This window comes from Mycobacteroides sp. H003 (genome assembly GCF_001440135.1).
Classification (GTDB): Bacteria; Actinomycetota; Actinomycetes; order Mycobacteriales; family Mycobacteriaceae; genus Mycobacterium; species Mycobacterium gwanakae.
The window spans coordinates 1,082,012-1,098,894 of record NZ_LJYL01000009.1 but is presented as its reverse complement, the minus strand read 5'-3'; the positions used below and the strand labels follow the sequence as shown (position 1 = coordinate 1,098,894).

17 protein-coding genes, 1 other RNA gene and 1 pseudogene are annotated in these 16,883 nt (G+C 66.6%); 10 read left to right on the top strand and 9 right to left on the bottom strand.

Annotated elements, in window-relative coordinates; all coding sequences use genetic code 11:
• Positions 1-239 precede the first annotated feature (239 nt).
• Positions 240-1,703, top strand: coding sequence for a CYTH and CHAD domain-containing protein (locus AOT87_RS05730; protein ID WP_057969181.1), 1,464 nt, complete (start codon positions 240-242; stop codon positions 1,701-1,703).
• Here the strand turns inward: AOT87_RS05730 and AOT87_RS05725 are convergent, their stop codons facing one another.
• Together AOT87_RS05725 and rnpB are read right to left on the bottom strand one after the other, a co-directional pair.
• Positions 1,704-3,128, bottom strand: a complete 1,425-nt coding sequence (locus tag AOT87_RS05725) for an RNB domain-containing ribonuclease (protein WP_057969182.1) — start codon at positions 3,126-3,128, stop codon at positions 1,704-1,706. It lies immediately after the preceding gene.
• A 27-nt stretch (positions 3,129-3,155) separates the two neighbouring features.
• Positions 3,156-3,560, bottom strand: an RNA gene (rnpB, locus tag AOT87_RS05875) — RNase P RNA component class A.
• 37 nt (positions 3,561-3,597) lie between these two features.
• On the opposite strand from rnpB, the gene AOT87_RS05720 reads away from it, so the two are divergent.
• From AOT87_RS05720 to AOT87_RS28625, 6 genes and pseudogenes are all read left to right on the top strand, one after another.
• Positions 3,598-3,981 carry a VOC family protein gene (locus AOT87_RS05720; RefSeq protein WP_046253355.1) on the top strand — a complete coding sequence of 128 codons (384 nt, stop codon included), beginning with the start codon at positions 3,598-3,600 and terminating at the stop codon, positions 3,979-3,981.
• 43 nt (positions 3,982-4,024) lie between these two features.
• Positions 4,025-4,951, top strand: coding sequence for a DUF4129 domain-containing protein (locus AOT87_RS05715; protein ID WP_057969183.1), 927 nt, complete (start codon positions 4,025-4,027; stop codon positions 4,949-4,951).
• Positions 4,948-5,433, top strand: a complete 486-nt coding sequence (locus tag AOT87_RS05710) for a hypothetical protein (RefSeq protein WP_057969184.1) — start codon at positions 4,948-4,950, stop codon at positions 5,431-5,433. Before AOT87_RS05715 ends, AOT87_RS05710 begins: the two co-directional genes overlap by 4 nt.
• Positions 5,430-6,392, top strand: coding sequence for a MoxR family ATPase (locus AOT87_RS05705; protein WP_057969185.1), 963 nt, complete (start codon positions 5,430-5,432; stop codon positions 6,390-6,392). The genes AOT87_RS05710 and AOT87_RS05705 overlap by 4 nt, the downstream gene beginning before the upstream one ends.
• Entirely contained in the window at positions 6,389-7,618 is a 1,230-nt protein-coding gene (locus tag AOT87_RS05700) for a DUF58 domain-containing protein (protein WP_057969186.1), read from the top strand. The genes AOT87_RS05705 and AOT87_RS05700 overlap by 4 nt, the downstream gene beginning before the upstream one ends.
• A gap of 5 nt (positions 7,619-7,623) precedes the next feature.
• Positions 7,624-7,922 (top strand): annotated as a pseudogene (locus AOT87_RS28625) (hypothetical protein); the annotation flags it as partial.
• Here AOT87_RS28625 and AOT87_RS05695 read toward each other — a convergent pair.
• The 6 genes from AOT87_RS05695 to cobC all read right to left on the bottom strand — a co-directional run bounded on the left by AOT87_RS05695 (position 7,895) and on the right by cobC (position 13,970).
• Positions 7,895-9,064: a DUF222 domain-containing protein gene (locus tag AOT87_RS05695; RefSeq protein ID WP_057969188.1), complete on the bottom strand. Its 1,170-nt coding sequence runs from the start codon at positions 9,062-9,064 to the stop codon at positions 7,895-7,897. The pseudogene AOT87_RS28625 and the gene AOT87_RS05695 overlap by 28 nt on opposite strands.
• A gap of 124 nt (positions 9,065-9,188) precedes the next feature.
• On the bottom strand, positions 9,189-9,992 hold the full coding sequence (locus tag AOT87_RS05690) for a DUF2470 domain-containing protein (RefSeq protein ID WP_057966250.1): 804 nt from the start codon (positions 9,990-9,992) through the stop codon (positions 9,189-9,191).
• Positions 9,993-10,001: 9 nt separating this feature from the next.
• Positions 10,002-11,114, bottom strand: a complete 1,113-nt coding sequence (locus tag AOT87_RS05685) for a bifunctional RNase H/acid phosphatase (RefSeq protein WP_057969199.1) — start codon at positions 11,112-11,114, stop codon at positions 10,002-10,004.
• Positions 11,111-11,833: a C4-type zinc ribbon domain-containing protein gene (locus AOT87_RS05680; protein WP_057969189.1), complete on the bottom strand. Its 723-nt coding sequence runs from the start codon at positions 11,831-11,833 to the stop codon at positions 11,111-11,113. The genes AOT87_RS05685 and AOT87_RS05680 overlap by 4 nt, the downstream gene beginning before the upstream one ends.
• Positions 11,830-12,954 (bottom strand): Nif3-like dinuclear metal center hexameric protein, encoded by a 1,125-nt coding sequence (locus AOT87_RS05675; protein WP_057969190.1) that lies wholly within the window; start codon positions 12,952-12,954, stop codon positions 11,830-11,832. Before AOT87_RS05675 ends, AOT87_RS05680 begins: the two co-directional genes overlap by 4 nt.
• Positions 12,954-13,970 (bottom strand): Rv2231c family pyridoxal phosphate-dependent protein CobC, encoded by a 1,017-nt coding sequence (cobC, locus tag AOT87_RS05670; RefSeq protein ID WP_057969191.1) that lies wholly within the window; start codon positions 13,968-13,970, stop codon positions 12,954-12,956. Before cobC ends, AOT87_RS05675 begins: the two co-directional genes overlap by 1 nt.
• Positions 13,971-14,004: 34 nt before the next feature.
• Here cobC and AOT87_RS05665 point away from each other — a divergent pair, with 34 nt between their 5' ends.
• Genes AOT87_RS05665 through AOT87_RS05655 form a run of 3 tightly spaced genes read left to right on the top strand, consistent with a single transcriptional unit; the run spans position 14,005 to position 15,951 of the window.
• A complete protein-coding gene (locus AOT87_RS05665; protein ID WP_081343179.1) occupies positions 14,005-14,655 on the top strand; it encodes an HAD-IA family hydrolase in 651 nt (216 codons plus the stop codon).
• Positions 14,648-15,136, top strand: coding sequence for a low molecular weight protein-tyrosine-phosphatase (locus AOT87_RS05660; protein WP_057969192.1), 489 nt, complete (start codon positions 14,648-14,650; stop codon positions 15,134-15,136). The genes AOT87_RS05665 and AOT87_RS05660 overlap by 8 nt, the downstream gene beginning before the upstream one ends.
• On the top strand, positions 15,136-15,951 hold the full coding sequence (locus tag AOT87_RS05655; protein WP_057969193.1) for an SURF1 family protein: 816 nt from the start codon (positions 15,136-15,138) through the stop codon (positions 15,949-15,951). The genes AOT87_RS05660 and AOT87_RS05655 overlap by 1 nt, the downstream gene beginning before the upstream one ends.
• On the opposite strand, the gene AOT87_RS05650 is transcribed toward AOT87_RS05655, so the two are convergent.
• The gene (locus AOT87_RS05650) at positions 15,936-16,880 is read right to left on the bottom strand and encodes a cobalamin biosynthesis protein (protein ID WP_057969194.1); all 945 of its coding nucleotides are present in this window, start codon (positions 16,878-16,880) and stop codon (positions 15,936-15,938) included. The genes AOT87_RS05655 and AOT87_RS05650 overlap by 16 nt on opposite strands.
• Positions 16,881-16,883: the final 3 nt, after the last annotated feature.

The window sequence follows — 16,883 nt, the reverse complement described above, 5'->3', positions numbered from 1 at the left end:
GGCCCATAAGGGGGACAATACCGACCAGGCAACACTGACACCCGGCACCACACGCGGTGCTAAACGAATATCGCTTCCCAAATCTGATACCCCGACCTTATGAGAACCCTAAGAGAATCTTAGATTACCCCGTGACGACTCGTGACCATTGTTTACCTGAATGTGGCACCGTGTCGCATACTCACCTCGCCCGCACACGCTGAGCACCCCGTCCCTTCGACCGTCAGGGCACACCTCTCATGCCATCTCAACACGTCGAGGTCGAGCGGAAGTTCGACGTCACGGACGCGACCATCAATCCCTCATTCGACGGAATTTCCGCCGTCGCGCAGGTCGAGCTGCAGCCCCAGCAAAATTTGGACGCCGTGTACTTTGACACCCCCGATCAGCGGCTGGCTCAGCACCAGATCACCTTGCGACGCCGCACCGGCGGCACCGACGCCGGATGGCACCTGAAGTTGCCGGCCGGCCCGGACACCCGAACAGAGCTGCGACTCCCCCTGAATGACGGCGACGACGCGGTCCCGGAGGAGCTGCGGGACACCGTGCTCGCGGTCGTGCGCGAAGACGCGCTCGCACCCGTCGCCCGCATCAGTACCGTGCGCACCGTGTCCCGGCTGATCGGTGCCCACGGCGAGCAGCTCGCCGAATTCTGCGATGACCAGGTGACCGCCGCGCGGCTCACGGGTGCCGAGGAAGACTCTGAACAGAGCTGGCGTGAATGGGAGCTGGAGCTCTCTGAGTTCGGCGACTCCACGCTGTTCGACAGGGTCACCGCACGTCTGCTGGATGCCGGGGCGGCCCCTGCCGGCCACGGATCAAAGTTGGCTCGCGTTCTTGACGTGCCCAAACGCGAGCGGAAGGGCACGGACTCGATCCAGCGCGCACTGCTCGAACAGCTAGATCAACTGCTCGGCTGGGACCGTGCGGTACGGGTGGACACCGACGATTCGGTGCACCAGATGCGGGTCACCATCCGGCGCATCCGCAGCCTCCTGCAGTCCAACCCCGAGCGCTTCGGTCTGGACGCCAATCCCGAGGCGCTCGACGAGCTCCGCCTGCTGGCCAACATTCTCGGGGTGGCACGCGACGCGGAGGTACTCGCGCAGCGGTATGACGCAGCACTCTCCGAGCTTCCCGAAACACTCATCCGTGGCCCGGTGCACGAACGACTGGTGGACGCCGCCAGGCAGAACTACGACAACGGGTTACGCCGGTCGTTGGCGGCGATGCGCAGTCATCGCTACTTCCGGCTGCTCGATTCCCTGGATGCGTTGGTCACCTCCGCCGGACCAGCATCGGACACTCACCACTCGGACGAGGGCGGAACGCTCGATGCCGCGTACCGCAAGGTGCGCCGGGCGGCGCGGGCGGCCGCGCGAGCCGAGGGCGAATACCGCGACGAGGCCCTGCATCGCATCCGCAAGTCGGCCAAGCGGTTGCGCTATGTGGCCAGCGCAGAGGGCGCCAAGCGAGTATCCCAGGCGGCCAAGGACATTCAGGAACTACTGGGTGAGCATCAGGACAGCACGGTGAGCCGCGCTTATCTCGCCACGCAGGCAAACGAGGCGCACGCCGCCGGCGAGGACACCTTCACCTACGGGGTGCTGTACCAGCGCGAGCATGATGCCGCCGAGACCGCACGCCACCAGGTCGAGGCGACGCTCAAGGCACTCCGCAAGGCCGTGCGCCACAAAAAGTGATCAGCTGCCCTCTGCCGGGAAGCCGAACAGCACGGTCCGGGTGCCCGGATCTGCTTCACGCAGGGCGAGTTTCGCGCGCTGCCCCTCGGGCGGATCACCCTCGCAGCGGGCAAGGATGGGCGGATCTGTCACGAAGACCTCTGCGAATCGCTTCTTTTCGGCGCCGCGTAGCACCGCCGAATCGAAGGTCTGCCCCTTCTGCGGGGCAAGCACGGTGGCCTCGGTCAGATCCACACACGCCTGTTCCACCTTGTTGGCCAACGTATTCGAGGTCAGCAGCGAGGATCTGACATCCGGTAGACCGTCGCGCGCCCACTGCGGCACCGATGTGCCGGCCGACAGTGCCAGACAGATTTCGGTGACAAACCGGTCCCCCAGCCGTCGCAACGGCGCGGTCACGTGCGCGTAGGGAGCGGCGATGCCCGCATGCCCCGCGACCTGATCGTCCGGCCGGTTTCCGTCGAACACCAGATAGGAGGCACCCCGCAGGAGCGTCGTGGCCTGCGTCATCATCGCCAATGTTGTTGTGGCGCAGGCATCGAGTGCGGCCAGCTGAGCTCCGATCGGGGTGTCCTTTGTCCAGGGCAGCCCCAGCGCCTCGGCGGTGCGACGCATCCATCGCCGCACGTCGCCGTCCGCGGGCGGCAGCGTACGCAGCATGCCGATGCCGCCGTCGAGCATGATCTGCGCCGCGCAGATGCCGGTGAGCAGCGATATCTGCGCGTTCCAGCCATCGATGTCGGTGCGCGCCTCGATGGCCAGCTCCCAGTCGCCGCTGGGTCCACGCACCACTTCCTGTGCGGGGAGGTTCAGTTCGATGGCACCCCGCGCGAGACCGAGGTCTCTTCTCTTGCGGCCGAACTCAGGCAGCAGGGCAATCGAGGGGTGCGGATTGCCGGCCTCGGCCGCATCCTGGGCCTCCCGGTAGGTCAGCTGTCGCACGGATTTCACCAGGGCGCGCTGGACGCTCCAGCTGACCGGGTTGGCAGCGGCATCGGTTTCGATGCGCCACAACGCGGCAGGCCGAACTTCGTTGGGTAGCAGGCTCGCCGAGCCCTCGGAGAACACCAAGGGATGCAGCGGCACCGAGCCATCGGGCAGATAGATGGTCTCGCCGCGCTGTCGCGCCTCGATATCCAGCGCGCTGCCGGGCTCGATCTGCGCGGCCACGTCCGCGATGGCGTAATGCAGGAGATATCCGTCGGCGGTGCGTTCCAGGTGCAGGGCCTGATCCAGATCGCGCGCTCCGGGTGGATCGATGGTGACCAGCTCCAGATCGGTGCGGTCGATGCGCTCGGCGTGGTGACGGTCGACGGCCTGGGCGGCGTCGCGCTGGGCGTCGGGGCCGAATTCGGCGGGGAGCGTGAACTCGGCACGTATGCCGTCGAAGCCGAGGTCGCGGGCAACCAGCCGCTTCAACGTCACCAACCCAGACTAATCCAGGCTGAGAGGCGGGCGAGTTGGCCTGTAAGCCGGATCCTGTTCCGCACAGCCGCGGGCTAGCCGCGGCCGCGCAGCGGCGACCATCCATCTGGGCACACCGTCGCCGGGTACCTCAAGCGGCCTACCCGGAAGCTCGGGCGAGCAGCCCTCAAACACTTCCGCAGCTGTGCAAGCACAACCTTTTGGCCTTGCTTCGGGTGGGGTTTACCGAGCCGAACCGGTCACCCGGCCCGCTGGTGCGCTCTTACCGCACCGTTTCACCCTTACCACCCTTGCGGGTGGCGGTCTGTTTTCTGTGGCACTGTCCCGCGAGTCACCTCGGATTGCCGTTAGCAATCACCCTGCTCTGTGAAGTCCGGACTTTCCTCGTGCCGCGGGATTTCTCCCGCGGCTCGCGGCCGCCCGGCCAACTCGTCCGCGCGGTCATCGTACTCGTGACAAGCTCATCACCATGACGACAACGGCTCGACTGGGCGCGATATCGATCGACTGCACGGACCCGGCGGCGCTGGCCCGGTTCTATCAGCAGGTCCTTGACCTGGAGATCCTGTTCGAAAGCGAGGAGTTCGTCGCGGTGAAGGGTGCTGCGGTGCTGCTGACCTTTCAGCGCGTGGCAGACCATCGCGTGCCGGACTGGCCGGCGGGCGCGGTCCCGAAACAACTGCATCTCGAACTGGCGGCCGCAGATCTGGATGCCGAAGAGGCGCGCATTCTGGGGCTCGGTGCGACCAAGGCCGAAACCCAGCCGAATCCGGGCGGATGGCGGGTGCTGATCGACCCGGCCGGTCACCCCTTCTGCATCACGAACCTCATTCCCGAGGGCACCTATTCGTGACCGTCTGCTGACGCGAACGGCCCTCTACATGTGACGATGAGGCATGAACAGTGACAACAGACTGTTCTTGCGAGCGAGCGGGGTCATCGTCCTGGTCGCGTTATCGGTTGTCGCACTGCGCAGCTACCTGCCGCCGGACACGAAGGTGCTCCCCCAGCCCGAAGAGCCTCGCGATGAGCCACATTCAGTAGCGTTGCAGCTCTTGCTATGTGGCGTCGCAGCCATCCTCATCCTGTTGAGTCTGCGCAGACGCCGCCCCGGCATGCCGGTGCCGACGGAGAGCCCGTCGTATCTACGGTTCCGGGGTTTGACTCGACGCGAGGCTCTCATCGCGACCGCCAGCGCACTTGTCCTGATGGGTGCGGCATGGATGTCGCTCTATCTGAGCAGGCCGACCGGTAATCCACCGGTGCGGGAATCTGTTCCGGGCACTTCCGCACCGAGCCGGCCCGCTGACGCCCCGCCGCGCAAGGCACCCGGCGACGTGCCGGAACGGGACGAGCCCGGAATGCCCATGGTGGTCCTGGGGGTGGTGTTGATCGGTATTGCCGTCATGGTTTTCGTGTTGCGGCGCAACGACCCGGACACCGTGGATGCCGACGGCGATCCGTCCGGGGAAGCTGGGGCCGCCGATGCCGCACCAGGATCACTGGCTCACCTCGTTGAACTCGGTCTCGCCGAGGTGGCCGAACCGGGGCGTGATCCGCGCGCATCGATCATCGCCTGCTACGCGGCCATGGAGCAGGGGCTCACTGCGGCACCCGAGGCAGCGCCGCTTGCCTCCGATACCCCGTCGGAGGTGTTGCAGCGAGCGGTCCATCTCGGCGCTCTGCAATCGCAGGCGGGTACTCAGCTTGTCTCGCTCTTCTCGGAGGCCCGATTCAGCCCGCACCGGATGACCCAGACCGATCGTGAGTCGGCGGTGCGATGGCTCCAGACCGTGCTGGACGACTTGCGGAGTAGGCCATGAAGTGGCTCGTGGCGGCCGTACTGCTGATGGTGATCGTGGCCGAGGCCTGCGTGGCTGCCAGCCCGCTGCGCGCACACACTCTTGCGATCACCGGCGCGGTGGTCGCCGTCGCTCTCTATCTGCTGTGGAGGCAGCTGCGGAGCGCGCCCGGGCCCAAGCCGTTACCGCCGGCCAGCCTTGCGGCCGATGAGACCTTGTATCGATGGCTCGCACGGGCCGAGGCGAGGATCAGCTGGGCTGAGCGGACCCGCGGCGACTGGGATAGGCACCTGCGCCCGCTTATCGCGGCCGACTTCGAGACGGCGGCGGGTCATCGACAGTCGAAAGATCGCGCCGCACTTGCCGAGACCGGCCGCGTGACGTTTGGCCCGGAGTTGTGGCGTTGGGTCGATCCGAACGGCGCGTCGCATACGGACCGCGCCGAGCCCGCCCCGGGCCGGGCGGTACTGCAATCGATACTCGAACGCTTGGAGCAGATGTGACGACACTTCCGGTTTCCGTCGCGGCCCAGCACGCGGACGCGGTGCTGACCGAGATCGAGCGGGTGGTGGTCGGGAAACGCGATGCGTTGCAACTGATTCTGCTGACGATCCTCGCGCGTGGGCACGTCCTCATCGAGGATCTGCCAGGCCTGGGCAAGACCCTGATCGCCCGGTCGTTCGCGGCCGCGCTGGGGCTCGAGTTCGCCCGGGTGCAATTCACTCCCGATCTGCTGCCTGCGGATCTGCTGGGCTCCACGATCTACGACATGTCGTCAGGGCGGTTCGAGTTTCGGACCGGGCCGATCTTCACGAATCTCCTGCTGGCTGACGAGATCAACCGGACCCCACCGAAGACGCAATCGGCACTGTTGGAGGCGATGGCGGAGGGTCAGGTCAGCATCGACGGTGAAACTCGCCGACTGCCAGCACCTTTCGTGGTCCTGGCAACGGATAATCCCATCGAGTATGAGGGAACCTATCCGCTGCCGGAGGCGCAGCTGGACCGATTCGCGATCCGGCTGCAATTGGGATACCTCAGCGAGGACCTGGAGATCGAGATGCTGCAGCGCCGGCTGAGCCGGGGATCGGCGCAGCCGTCGGTCTCACAGGTGATCGCCGCCGAAGACCTCGTCATGATGCGGGAAGCCGTGGAACACGTTTCGGTGCATCCGGATGTGCTTCGCTACATTGTCGCGCTGGCCGCCGCGACGCGCACGCACTCACATGTCGAGGTGGGTGCCAGCCCGCGCGCCGAGCTGGACCTGGTGCAGATGTCGCGGGCGCGCGCCATGCTGCTGGGCCGCGACTTTGTGATTCCCGAAGACGTCAAGGCGCTTGCGGTGCCCGCGGTGGCGCACCGGATCAGTCTGCGCCCCGAGATGTGGGTGCGTCGCATCACCGGTGCGCATGTGGTCGATGAGCTGCTGCACCGGCTACCGGTACCGCGAGCGTCCGGATGATCAGTTGGCGCGCGTCCCCGTTGGTGTCGGCGCTGGCCGCATGCGCCGGCATCGCGTTGACGCTGGCGATGGTGACGGGCAGGTGGCAGCTGGCCGTTTTCGCGGCGCCGTTCATCGGTGTGCTGGTCGGGGCGGCCAAACGACCTGCACCCGCGCGGGTGTGGGTCTGTGGCAAGTCAGAAGCGTTACGGTGCTTGGAGTCTGAGTCGGTGACGATCACCGCCTCGGTGGGGGCGGCCGAACCGGCGGTGGTGCGCCGGCTGCGCGCGGTGCCGGTCGACGGTCTGCAGATCGTCGTGGATAAGGCGACGGCGCCCAGCCAGGTGACGATGCGTGTGTCGACACAACGCTGGGGCCGGTACACCCTTGCCGTTGAGGTTCAGACGCTCTCGGCATCCGGGTTGTGGGTTGGGGCTCCGGTGAGCCTCCCCGTGGCCGAGCTGCGGGTGTATCCGTTGGCCGATCCACAGGACGTCACGCTGCCGCCCGCCGATCTTCCGGACCGCATCGGCACCCATCTCACGCGGCATCACGGTCCCGGCGTCGAGTACGCCGATATCCGCGAGTACGTCCCGGGTGACTCACTGCGCACGGTCAATTGGCGGGTCAGTGCGCGCCGGGGACGGTTGCATGTCACCGACCGGCTCACCGATCGCGCCGCCGACGTTGTCGTTCTGATCGACACCTACCCGCAACCGTCGGGCCCGGCGACGGTAGCGACGGAGCGGTCCGCACGCGGCGCCGCCCAGCTGGTGCAATCGGTGTTGCAGCGTGGCGACCGGGCGGGCGTGGTCTTGCTGGGCAGTGCCCCGCGATGGCTTACCCCCGATATCGGTCGCCATCAGTTCTATCGCCTGCTTGACGCCATTCTCGATGCCGGAGAGTGGCATGCGCACAGCACTAGTGCACTTGCCCCGCGCGCCGCCGTGCCACCCAACGCGATCGTGGTGGCATTTTCCACCCTGCTGAACGCCGATTTCGGGCTGGCACTGACCGACCTTCGACGGCGCGGGCACCCGGTCCTGGTCGTCGACGTGCTCGACCATTCCCCCTTTCGTGAAGAACCTGATCCGATCGTCGCCCGCTGGTGGCGGTTGGAACGCTCACGGATGTACCGCAATATCGCCGTCACGGGAGTCGACGTGGTCGGCTGGAGCCACGACTCCGGACTGAACCACGCCATGCACATGCTGCCGCGGCGCCCGCGAGTGGGACGACGCCGGTGAAAGCGGGTGTGGCCGTGGCCGTGCTGCTGGTCATCGGAGTCTTGGCGCGCACTGATGTCTCCCCGGTAGTTGCGATGCTCTGCGGTCTGGCCGCCGTGATATGCCTATCGGCCGCGTATACCCGGCGATGGCCGTCTCAGATGCTTCCCGCACTGCTCTTCGGCTGCGTGGCATTGCTCGCAGCAGCCATACCGGCGGGACACTCCTCCTGGCTGCCGTTCATTGCGCCGGTCGCCGTAGTCGGCATCTTTGTTCTCGCCTTGTGGCCGTTTTTACTCACGGCAGCGGCGGGGCGGTCGAGTGATAGACCGATCCCGTCGGAGTCGTGATCGCGACAGTATGTCTCCATCCCGGGGACTCCTTCACGTAATTGCAACGCTCGCAGAGGCCTTGACCGTTCACGAATGAGGTAGCCCCACCCCGAGCACTGCCCACAACATGGTCGTGGTGACGAATCGGGGCATCGCAATACGGCGTCCGGCAGGTCTGATCGCGCAGGTCAATCAGCTCCGCCAGCGCCTTGGGGAACAAACGGCTTCGCGACTCGGCACCAACCAGCGCGCCTGTGCCGCAGTGCCGGTACAGCCGTCGTGCGAGAACCTTCGCACCGGCGCTGATGGCATCCGATATGAGCCGGCGCGCTACAGCGGCCGGGATGGGCCCATGACCCGCGATCGTCGCGGGCTCGGCACCGCCGCCCAGTAGCGCCTCATCGCAGATCGTGATGTTCACGCCCACGGGAACCGCCTCGGCCGACGGCACACCAGTCACTCGTTCCACCAAGGTGTCTGCCATGATCTGCCCTTGGCCACGAACAGGATCCATCGATGCGTCAGCGGCACGTTTGAGAGCCGCATAGACCGCCACACCCTGTTTCACCGGGAGCAGCGCCGTCAGGTACGTCATGGTGTCGGGAGCCGGTCGGATGGATACCCGGCGTTCGTTCTCGGCCCGGCGCGCGCGGCGCACCACGGCCTCCGCATCGAGTCGGTACGCCAGACGTTTCGCCTCCGCGGTCAGGCGGGCATCGCCCATCCCCCGCAGCCGGGCCGAGTCCGCGCACATCTCGACGTCGATCTTCTGCCGATCTTCGACGGCAAGGTACGCGGTTTCGCGCACCAGAATGGTCGCGCGCCATTCATTCAGCGCTCCGCACTCCAACGCTGCAAGCGTGTGGGGCATTTCGTTCACGAGCGCCTTCGCGAAGCCGAGATGACGACCGCCGCGGGCCGGTGAATCTTGGCGCGCCAAGGCGATTTCGGTGGCGACGCCCACGCCTTGGCGTCGCCGTGGCACCCCGGTGGAGGCCTCGTCCTCGCGCCGAGCCTGGTCGAGCAGCACTGCCGCGTAGGCCTGTTCCGCGGCAGCGGCGGCCTTCACCCGCTCTAGCTCGGCGATTCGTTCGACGAGCCACGCCGCGCGCACGGCCGGATCAGTCTGAGGCACATCAATAACGGTAGTCGAACATCAGTTCTATGCACGTCGGCTTCTGTTGTTATCCACAGTCATTCGACCGCACCGCGAGTTATCCACAATCTTGCCGATTCGTGGACATCGAAACCTCCGCGCGCTATGTACCCGGGGCCGAGAGCCGCGCCAGTTGCACGGTCGCACCCCGGAGTTCGTCCAGCGAGTCAATGGGGTTGACGTAGCCGACTCGGGTCACGGACCAACCGCGTGGTGTGTTCACCCGAATGTCCAACCCATACCGGTCCGCTCCCTCACAACGCGCCTCCGTGGCATCGGGGTAGCCACCCAGTCGTTGTGCCATCGCGAGCAGCGCCTGCCCGTGGTCGTCGTTGAGGTGACTGACCGCACCGGCGGCCTTCGTCGACACGGGATCGGGTGCGGCCGAGTCGTAATCGGCGCCGGTGGCCGAATCCATGCGGCCGTAGCCGCCCACCCAGCGCACGCGTTCGACATCCAGAATCCAGACGGCGAAATCGCTGTAGTCGATGTAGTACCGGGCCGCGGGCACTGCCGCGATATGCGCCTCGCGCGCCGCGGACAACTCCTCGGCGCTGGGCCGCCGCACCTTCCCGGCGAGGGTGATCCGGGTGTTGGCCAACGGATCCTCGGGCGCGTTGGGCGCCACGATGGACAGACTGGCCCTGGCATCACGTATCAGGTTGCGTCCATGTTCGGCCATCTTCGATACGCAGAGCACGGGTGCTCCGCCCAGCAGCCCATAGGTGACCAACGAGGCCCACGGATCACCGTCGGCAGACAAACTGGCCAGTGTCGCGGTGTTCGTAGACGCCGCGACCGTTCTGGCCTCCTCGGCGGCCGAGGGCCGGGCCGGGTTGGCGACGTCTTCCAGGGGTGGGGCAATGGTGGGCGCATCGCCCGGATCACCGTGATCACGAGAAGCCATGGCGACAGCCTAAGTCAGGTATGAGGTCTCGTTGACGAGTCGCACCGATGCCGGCCCATCGGAATAGAACTCGGCGATGCTCAGCGATGCCAGATCAAGATGCAGCCGATACAGCAGGCTCGGTCCGGCATCCAGCGCCAGACGCAGCAGCGTCTTGATGGGCGTGACATGTGAGACCACCAAAACCGTTGCGCCGCCGTATTCGGCGATAATCCGATTGCGTGCACGGCGTACTCGATGATGCACGGTGTCGAAGCTCTCCCCTTCCGGTGGGGTCACCGACGTGTCGCTGAGCCATTGGGCGTGCAACTGTGGGTCGCGCTCGGAAGCCTCGGAGAAGGTCAAACCCTCCCACTTGCCGAAGTCGGTTTCGATCAGATCGTCATCGACGGTCAACGGGACTCCCAACGCGTCGGCAGCCGCGGCGGCGGTCTCCTTGGCGCGACCCAACGGGGAGCTGATGACGGCGGCGATGCCGCCACGGCTCGCGAGGTAGCGCGCCGCATTCGCAGCCTGCTCACGCCCCAGCGCAGTCAACTCGGGATTTCCACGTCCGGAGTAGCGGCGCTGCACCGAGAGTTCGGTCTGACCGTGACGCAGCAGCAGCATTCGGGTTGGCTTGCCGCGCGCACCCGTCCAGCCCGGCGCGGTATCGGCAGCCTTGGTTTCGTTGGGCTCCTTGGTTTCCTTCGGCTTCTTCGGCGCCTTGGGTTCGATGCCGCTCGCGCGGTCCATCGCCTCATTGGCCAGCCGGTCGGCATGTTTGTTGCGTTCCCGGGGTATCCACCGATAGCTGACGGATTCGAACTGCATTGCGGCGGTGACGGCCTGCTGATACAGCGTGATCAGGTCGGGGTGCTTGACCTTCCAGCGGCCCGACATCTGCTCGACGACGAGTTTGGAGTCCATGGAGACGCTGACTTCGGTGGCGCCCAGGCGTGCTGCCTCCGCCAATCCCGCTATCAGACCGCGATATTCGGCCACGTTGTTGGTGGCGTGCCCGATCGCCTCGCAGGCCTCCCCCAACACCGTCTCGTGATCGGGGGCGAACACCACTGCGCCATATCCGGCCAATCCGGGGTTACCGCGCGAACCACCGTCGGCTTCGACGAGAACTCTCACGGGCGCACCAGGATCGCGCTGCATTCGGAGCACCGCAGCACCTCGTCTACATCGGCGGCGGAGATTCGGGCCAGTTCACCTCGGTCCAACTCGATACGGCACGCGCCGCACTTGTTGCCTTGCAACAGAGCCGCTCCCGCACCCCCCGAACGGCGCTGCCGTTCATAGGTTTCCAGCAGCGGGCCGTCGATGGAGGACGACAGCCCGTCACGACGCTGCCTGATCTGGTTCTCCTCGGCGTCGGTATCGATGGCAACCGCACGCTGGATCCGTTCGATCTCCGCCACCCTCTCCGCGAGCTTGTCGGCGTTGGCCTGCGCCGAGGCCTGTTGGGCCTGCAGCTCCTCACGGCGCTCCATCAATTCCAGCTCCGAGTCCTCCAGGCTGGATTGACGACGCTCAAGGGTGTCGAGTTCGTGCTGAATATCGGTGAGTTCCTTCGGGTTCACGCTGCCTGAGGCCAACAAGGAGCGGTCACGGTCCTCCCGCTGACGGACGGCGGTGACTTCGGCGTCCAGCTTGGCCACCTGTACGTCCAGGTCCTCCAGGGCGATGCCGAGCGCACCCACCTCGTCGAGGATTGTCCGCTGTTGCGCCTGCAACTCCCCGTGTTCCTGCCGTTCCGGAGGATTGGCCCGCCGGTGCGCGATGCGCGTCAATTCGGCATCCACCGATGCCAGGTCTACCAGCAGACGTTGTTGTGCCGGATTGGCTTTCATGCCTTGACTCCTAATGTCCACGGGTCGGTGCGTATCGGTGAGATCTTGGTCGTCAACTTCGTGCCGAACTCCGTGTCGAGCACCCGCGCCGCCTGGGCGCACCACGGAAATTCACTGGCCCAATGCGCCACGTCAACGAGTGCAACGCTACTTGCCCGTGCGTGCTCATCTGCGGGATGGTGCCGCAGGTCCGCGGTGACGTAGGCGTCGACCCCGGCTCCGATGGCGGCGCTCAGTAACGAGTCGCCGGCGCCACCACAGACGGCGACGGTCTTGATCAACGCGTCCGGATTGCCGGCGGCACGGGTTCCCCACACGGTTTCCGGCAAGGCGGAACCCACTCGGGATACGAAGTCGCGTAAGGGTTCTGGTTCATCAAGTACACCCACGCGCCCCAAACCGGTGCCCGCCGGGACCGGCGCCATGGGCAACACGTCGATGGCCGGCACCTCGTAGGGGTGTGCGGCATGGATCGCCGCGTAGAGGGCACAGCGCAGCCGCGACGGGGCCACCATTTCCACTCTGTCCTCGACGACCTGCTCCACGACGCCATGGGCGCCGATGGCGGGGTCCGAACCGTCCAGCGGCCGGAACTGGCCGGTGCCGGTGACGCGCCAGGAACAGTCGGAGTAGGCGCCGATATGCCCGGCACCCGCGTCGAACATGGCACGGCGCACCGTGTCGACCGACTCGGTGGGCACAAACACCACCCATTTGTCGTAGTCGGCGAACTGCGGGGCCAGCACCGCGGTCACCGTCAGCCCCAGGGCTTCGGCCAGCGCGTCGGACACACCGGGGCTCGCCGAGTCGGCGTTGGTGTGCGCGGTGAACAAGGCACCGCCGGATCGGATGAGGCGATGTATCAACGCGCCCTTGGGGGTGCTGGCTGCCACCGTGTCGACACCGCGCAGTAGCAGCGGATGGTGTGCCAACAGCAGATGTGAACCGGTGTTGTCCATTTCGTCGAGCACCGATGCCGTCGCATCGACGGTCACGGTTACCGCGTCGATCTGCTGGTCTGGATCACCACAGACCAAACCCACCGAATCCCACGATTCGGCGAGCGCGGGCGGATACGCCGCATCGAGCACGTCGATGATGTCCGCGAGCCGCACACCCACTACAGAATCTCCTTCATCGCTTGCACCAGCTCCGGCCATTCGGATCGCACCGCCACCCGCAGATAGTCTCCGTCGAGCCCCACGAAGGTGTCGCAGCGGCGGACAGCGATGTTATTGACCGCCAGCCCTTTTCGCATCAATTCCGCATCGGGCACTGCCACCAGCAGAAACGGTGCGGATCCATCGGTGACCGTCAACCCCAGGCCGCGCAGTGCGTCGGCCTGCTCACCGCGCGTCTCGACAAGACGCTGCGCGTCCTGCGCGGCGTGTGCAATCGCTTCCGGGGTATTGCAGGCGAAGAGGGCTTCGAGTTGCAGTGTGCCCAAGGGCCAATGCGCGCGGCCATGCGCGAGCCTGCCCAGCACCTCGGGATCACCGACGGCGTAGCCGGCGCGCAATCCCGCGAGCGACCACGTCTTGGTGAGGCTGCGCAGCACAACAAGCCCGGGCAGTCGCCGCCCGGCCAGCGACTCCGGCTCACCGGGCACCGCATCCATGAAGGCCTCGTCGACTACCAGGGTTCGCCCGGGGCCACCCAGCGCGAGAAGGTCCGCGCGGCGGTGCAGCACCGAGGTCGGGTTGGTGGGGTTCCCGATGACCACCAGGTCGGCCTCCGCGGGGACATGTTGAGACCCGAGAGTGAAGGGTGGCGGCAACACCACGTGGTCGATGGGGACCCCTGCCTCGGCAAGGACTGCTTCCGGTTCGGTGAAGCCCGGCGCGAACACCGCGGCCCGTCGCGGGTTCAGCCGAGGCAGCATCGCGAAGCCCTCGGCGGCGCCGGCCAGCAGCAACACCTCGTCGGCCGTTCGGCCATGTCGTTCGGCGATCGCCGCGATGGCGCGCCCCTCATCGGCCCGGCGCGGGTAACCGCCCAGGTCATCGAGCCGGGATGCCAGACGGTCGCGCAGCCACTGCGGCGGCGCGGCAGCGCGCACGTTCACAGCGAAATCCAGGACGCCGGGTGTCAGCGCCTGGTCGCCGTGGTAGCGCACTCCCTTTCGCGGCCCAGTCATGTCTCGACACTAATGTAGGGGGGTGGCTCCTCCGATGCTGGTGATCTTCGATCTCGACGGCACCTTGACTGACTCTGCACCGGGGATCGTCTCCAGTTTCCGTCACGCGCTCAGCCATGTCGGCGCCCCCGAACCCACCGGCGATATCGCGTCGCGGGTGGTGGGACCGCCCATGCACATCACCCTCAGTTCGATGGGCCTCGGCGACCGTGCCGACGACGCGATTGCGGCCTACCGCGCCGACTACGGCGAACGTGGATGGGCCGTCAATGCGATGTTCGAGGGCATCCACGACGTGCTGACCGGGCTGCACGAGGCAGGGGTGCCCATGGTGGTGGCTACATCCAAGTCCGAGCCCATCGCGGCGCGCATCCTCGAGCATTTCGGGCTTGCCGAGTTTTTCCAGGTGATCGCGGGCGCAAGCCCGGACGGGGTGCGGTCCAGCAAGGCCGATGTGATCGCGCACGCGCTGTCCCAGCTGGACGAGGTTCCAGCGACCGGCGTGGTGATGGTCGGTGACCGGGTGCACGATGTGGAGGGCGCCGCCGCCCACGGTATCGGCACCGTCATCGTCGACTGGGGTTATGGAGCAACGGATTTCGACGGCGATCCCGGTGAACTTGCCGAATGGATCATCGGGCGCGTCGGAACCCCGCAGGAACTGCGCGAGGAGCTTCATGTCTGAGCTGCACGTCACCTTCGTGTGCACCGGCAACATCTGCCGCTCCCCCATCGCCGAAAAGATGCTGGCGCACCAGTTGGCCGAACGCGGTCTGGGCGATCGGGTCCGCGTCAGCAGTGCCGGTACCGGAGACTGGCATGCCGGACAGCCCGCCGACGAACGCGCCACCAGCGTGCTGGCCGAATACGGCTATCCGACGGATCACTGCGCGGCCCAGGTAGACGACGATCATTTGAGTGCCGATCTCATCATCGCCCTGGCACGCAACCACTCCCGGATGCTGCTACATCTGGGAGCCGACCCCGAGCGCGTGCGGCTGCTGCGGTCCTTCGATCCGCGGGCCAGCCGGGCGGCCATGGATGTCGAGGACCCGTATTACGGCGGCCGCGACGATTTCGTGGATGTGCTGACGGTCATCGAGGCCGCGATGCCCGGCCTGCACGAGTGGGTCGACAAGACACTCGCGGAGCGAGAGAGCAGCTGATGCGACGGCTCGCGTTTCTGCTGCGCCCGGGATGGATCGCCCTGGCACTGGTGGTCGTCGCCTTCGCATACCTGTGCTTCACGGTGTTGGCTCCCTGGCAGCTGGGCAAGAACACCAAGACTTCGCGGGAGAACAACCGCATCGCCCATTCGGTAAGCGCCGACCCGGTGCCACTGAAAGATGAGCTACGGCCTGACCATTCGATGCCCGAGGATTCCGAATGGCGCCGCGTGACGGCCACGGGCCACTATCTGCCGGATCGCCAGGTGCTGGCCCGGCTGCGGGTAATCGACGCCAAGCCGGCCTACGAAGCGCTGACGGTGTTCCAGGTCGACGGTGGTCCGGCGATTCTGGTGGATCGCGGCTATGTGCGCCCCGAGCAGGGCACCAGCGCGCCGCCGGTACCCGCCGCGCCCACCGGGCAGGTGACGATCAACGCGCGGCTGCGGGAACCCGAACAGCAGTCGGACAAGGCACCGTTCCTGGAAAACGGTGAGTACCAGGTGTATTCGATCGTTCCCGGGCAGGTAGCGACGCTGCTGAAGACTCCGCTTGCCGGGCCATATCTACAGCTCTCGGAGGATCAGCCGGGCGGCTTGGGGGCCATCCCGCTGCCGCAGCTGGACGCCGGACCGTTCCTGTCATACGGCATCCAGTGGATCGCGTTCGGGATTCTGGCGCCAATCGGGTTGGGGTACTTCGTGTTCTCCGAAATCAGGCAGCGCCGCGCCGCGGCCGCTACCGTGAAAGCGGCGAAACCCGGGGTACCGAAGACTGCCGAGGAGAGGTTGGCCGACCGCTACGGGCGGCGATGACGCAGCGCAGCGAGCACCGCGATAACGGCCGTCACGTGCTGGACGGCACGCGAAAGCCGGGCTGCCTCATAGACATCCCCCACCCTGGGTGCGGCGCCGCGGCCCAAGGTGGGACGGACCTCCTCACCGTATGGATACCGAACCGGGCCGCCCAGGCGTAGACCGAGGGCCCCGGCGAAGGCCGCCTCGGCGACACCGGCGTTGGGACTGGGGTGGCGATGCCCGTCATGCAGGCAGACACGCAACGACGCGACGGCTGAGCCCCCGAGGAATGGGGCCGCGAGCGCTGTGGCCAGCGCGGTGACTCTGGCCGGGAGCAGGTTGAGCACGTCGTCCAACCGTGCTGCCGCCCAGCCGAATCGCAGGTATCTGGCCGACTTGTGGCCGATCATGGCGTCCAGGGTGTTGGCTGCGCGGTAGGCCAGCACACCGGGCACTCCGGCGAGCGCCGCCCATACCAGTGGACCGGTGTGGGCGTCGGAAGTGTTCTCGGCCAAAGATTCCACGGTGGCGCGGGCGATGCCGTCGACGTCGAGCAGGCTCGGGTCCCGGCCGCATAGGGATGGCAGCAGCGCGCGTGCGTCGTCGAGGTCGTTGTCATACAGGTGGTCCGACATCCGGGCACCGACTCCAACCAGGGAGGTTCCGCCGAGCGTGGCCCAGGTCGCGACGGCCGTCACGACGACGGTGGCCGTCGCGGAGCGGCGTGCCGCGCGTTCGGCGACCCACCCGGCGACGGTGACAGCGGTCAACAGTGCGGTGGTGTGGGCCGCCCCGGCGAGCTTGGTGTCCCGGTAGGTGCACGACTCCAGCGCCGCGGCGGCCCGCCCAAAACCGGCGACCGGGTGAAACCGCTGTGGATCGCCAAAGCGCAGGTCCAGGGCGTAACCGAGGGCTATACCCGCGGCGCGAAATCCTCGGCGCGACACGCA

Excerpts from the sequence above, each read along its gene's own strand:
- AOT87_RS05700 (WP_057969186.1), top strand. The coding sequence starts at position 6,389 with ATGATCAGTTGGCGCGCGTCCCCGTTGGTGTCGGCGCTGGCCGCATGC.
- AOT87_RS05655 (WP_057969193.1), top strand. The coding sequence starts at position 15,136 with ATGCGACGGCTCGCGTTTCTGCTGCGCCCGGGATGGATCGCCCTGGCA.
- AOT87_RS05715 (WP_057969183.1), top strand. The coding sequence starts at position 4,025 with ATGAACAGTGACAACAGACTGTTCTTGCGAGCGAGCGGGGTCATCGTC.
- AOT87_RS05690 (WP_057966250.1), bottom strand. The coding sequence starts at position 9,992 with ATGGCTTCTCGTGATCACGGTGATCCGGGCGATGCGCCCACCATTGCC.
- AOT87_RS05680 (WP_057969189.1), bottom strand. The coding sequence starts at position 11,833 with ATGAAAGCCAATCCGGCACAACAACGTCTGCTGGTAGACCTGGCATCG.
- AOT87_RS05710 (WP_057969184.1), top strand. The coding sequence starts at position 4,948 with ATGAAGTGGCTCGTGGCGGCCGTACTGCTGATGGTGATCGTGGCCGAG.
- AOT87_RS05720 (WP_046253355.1), top strand. The coding sequence starts at position 3,598 with ATGACGACAACGGCTCGACTGGGCGCGATATCGATCGACTGCACGGAC.
- AOT87_RS05660 (WP_057969192.1), top strand. The coding sequence starts at position 14,648 with ATGTCTGAGCTGCACGTCACCTTCGTGTGCACCGGCAACATCTGCCGC.
- AOT87_RS05665 (WP_081343179.1), top strand. The coding sequence starts at position 14,005 with ATGCTGGTGATCTTCGATCTCGACGGCACCTTGACTGACTCTGCACCG.
- cobC (WP_057969191.1), bottom strand. The coding sequence starts at position 13,970 with ATGACTGGGCCGCGAAAGGGAGTGCGCTACCACGGCGACCAGGCGCTG.
- AOT87_RS05730 (WP_057969181.1), top strand. The coding sequence starts at position 240 with ATGCCATCTCAACACGTCGAGGTCGAGCGGAAGTTCGACGTCACGGAC.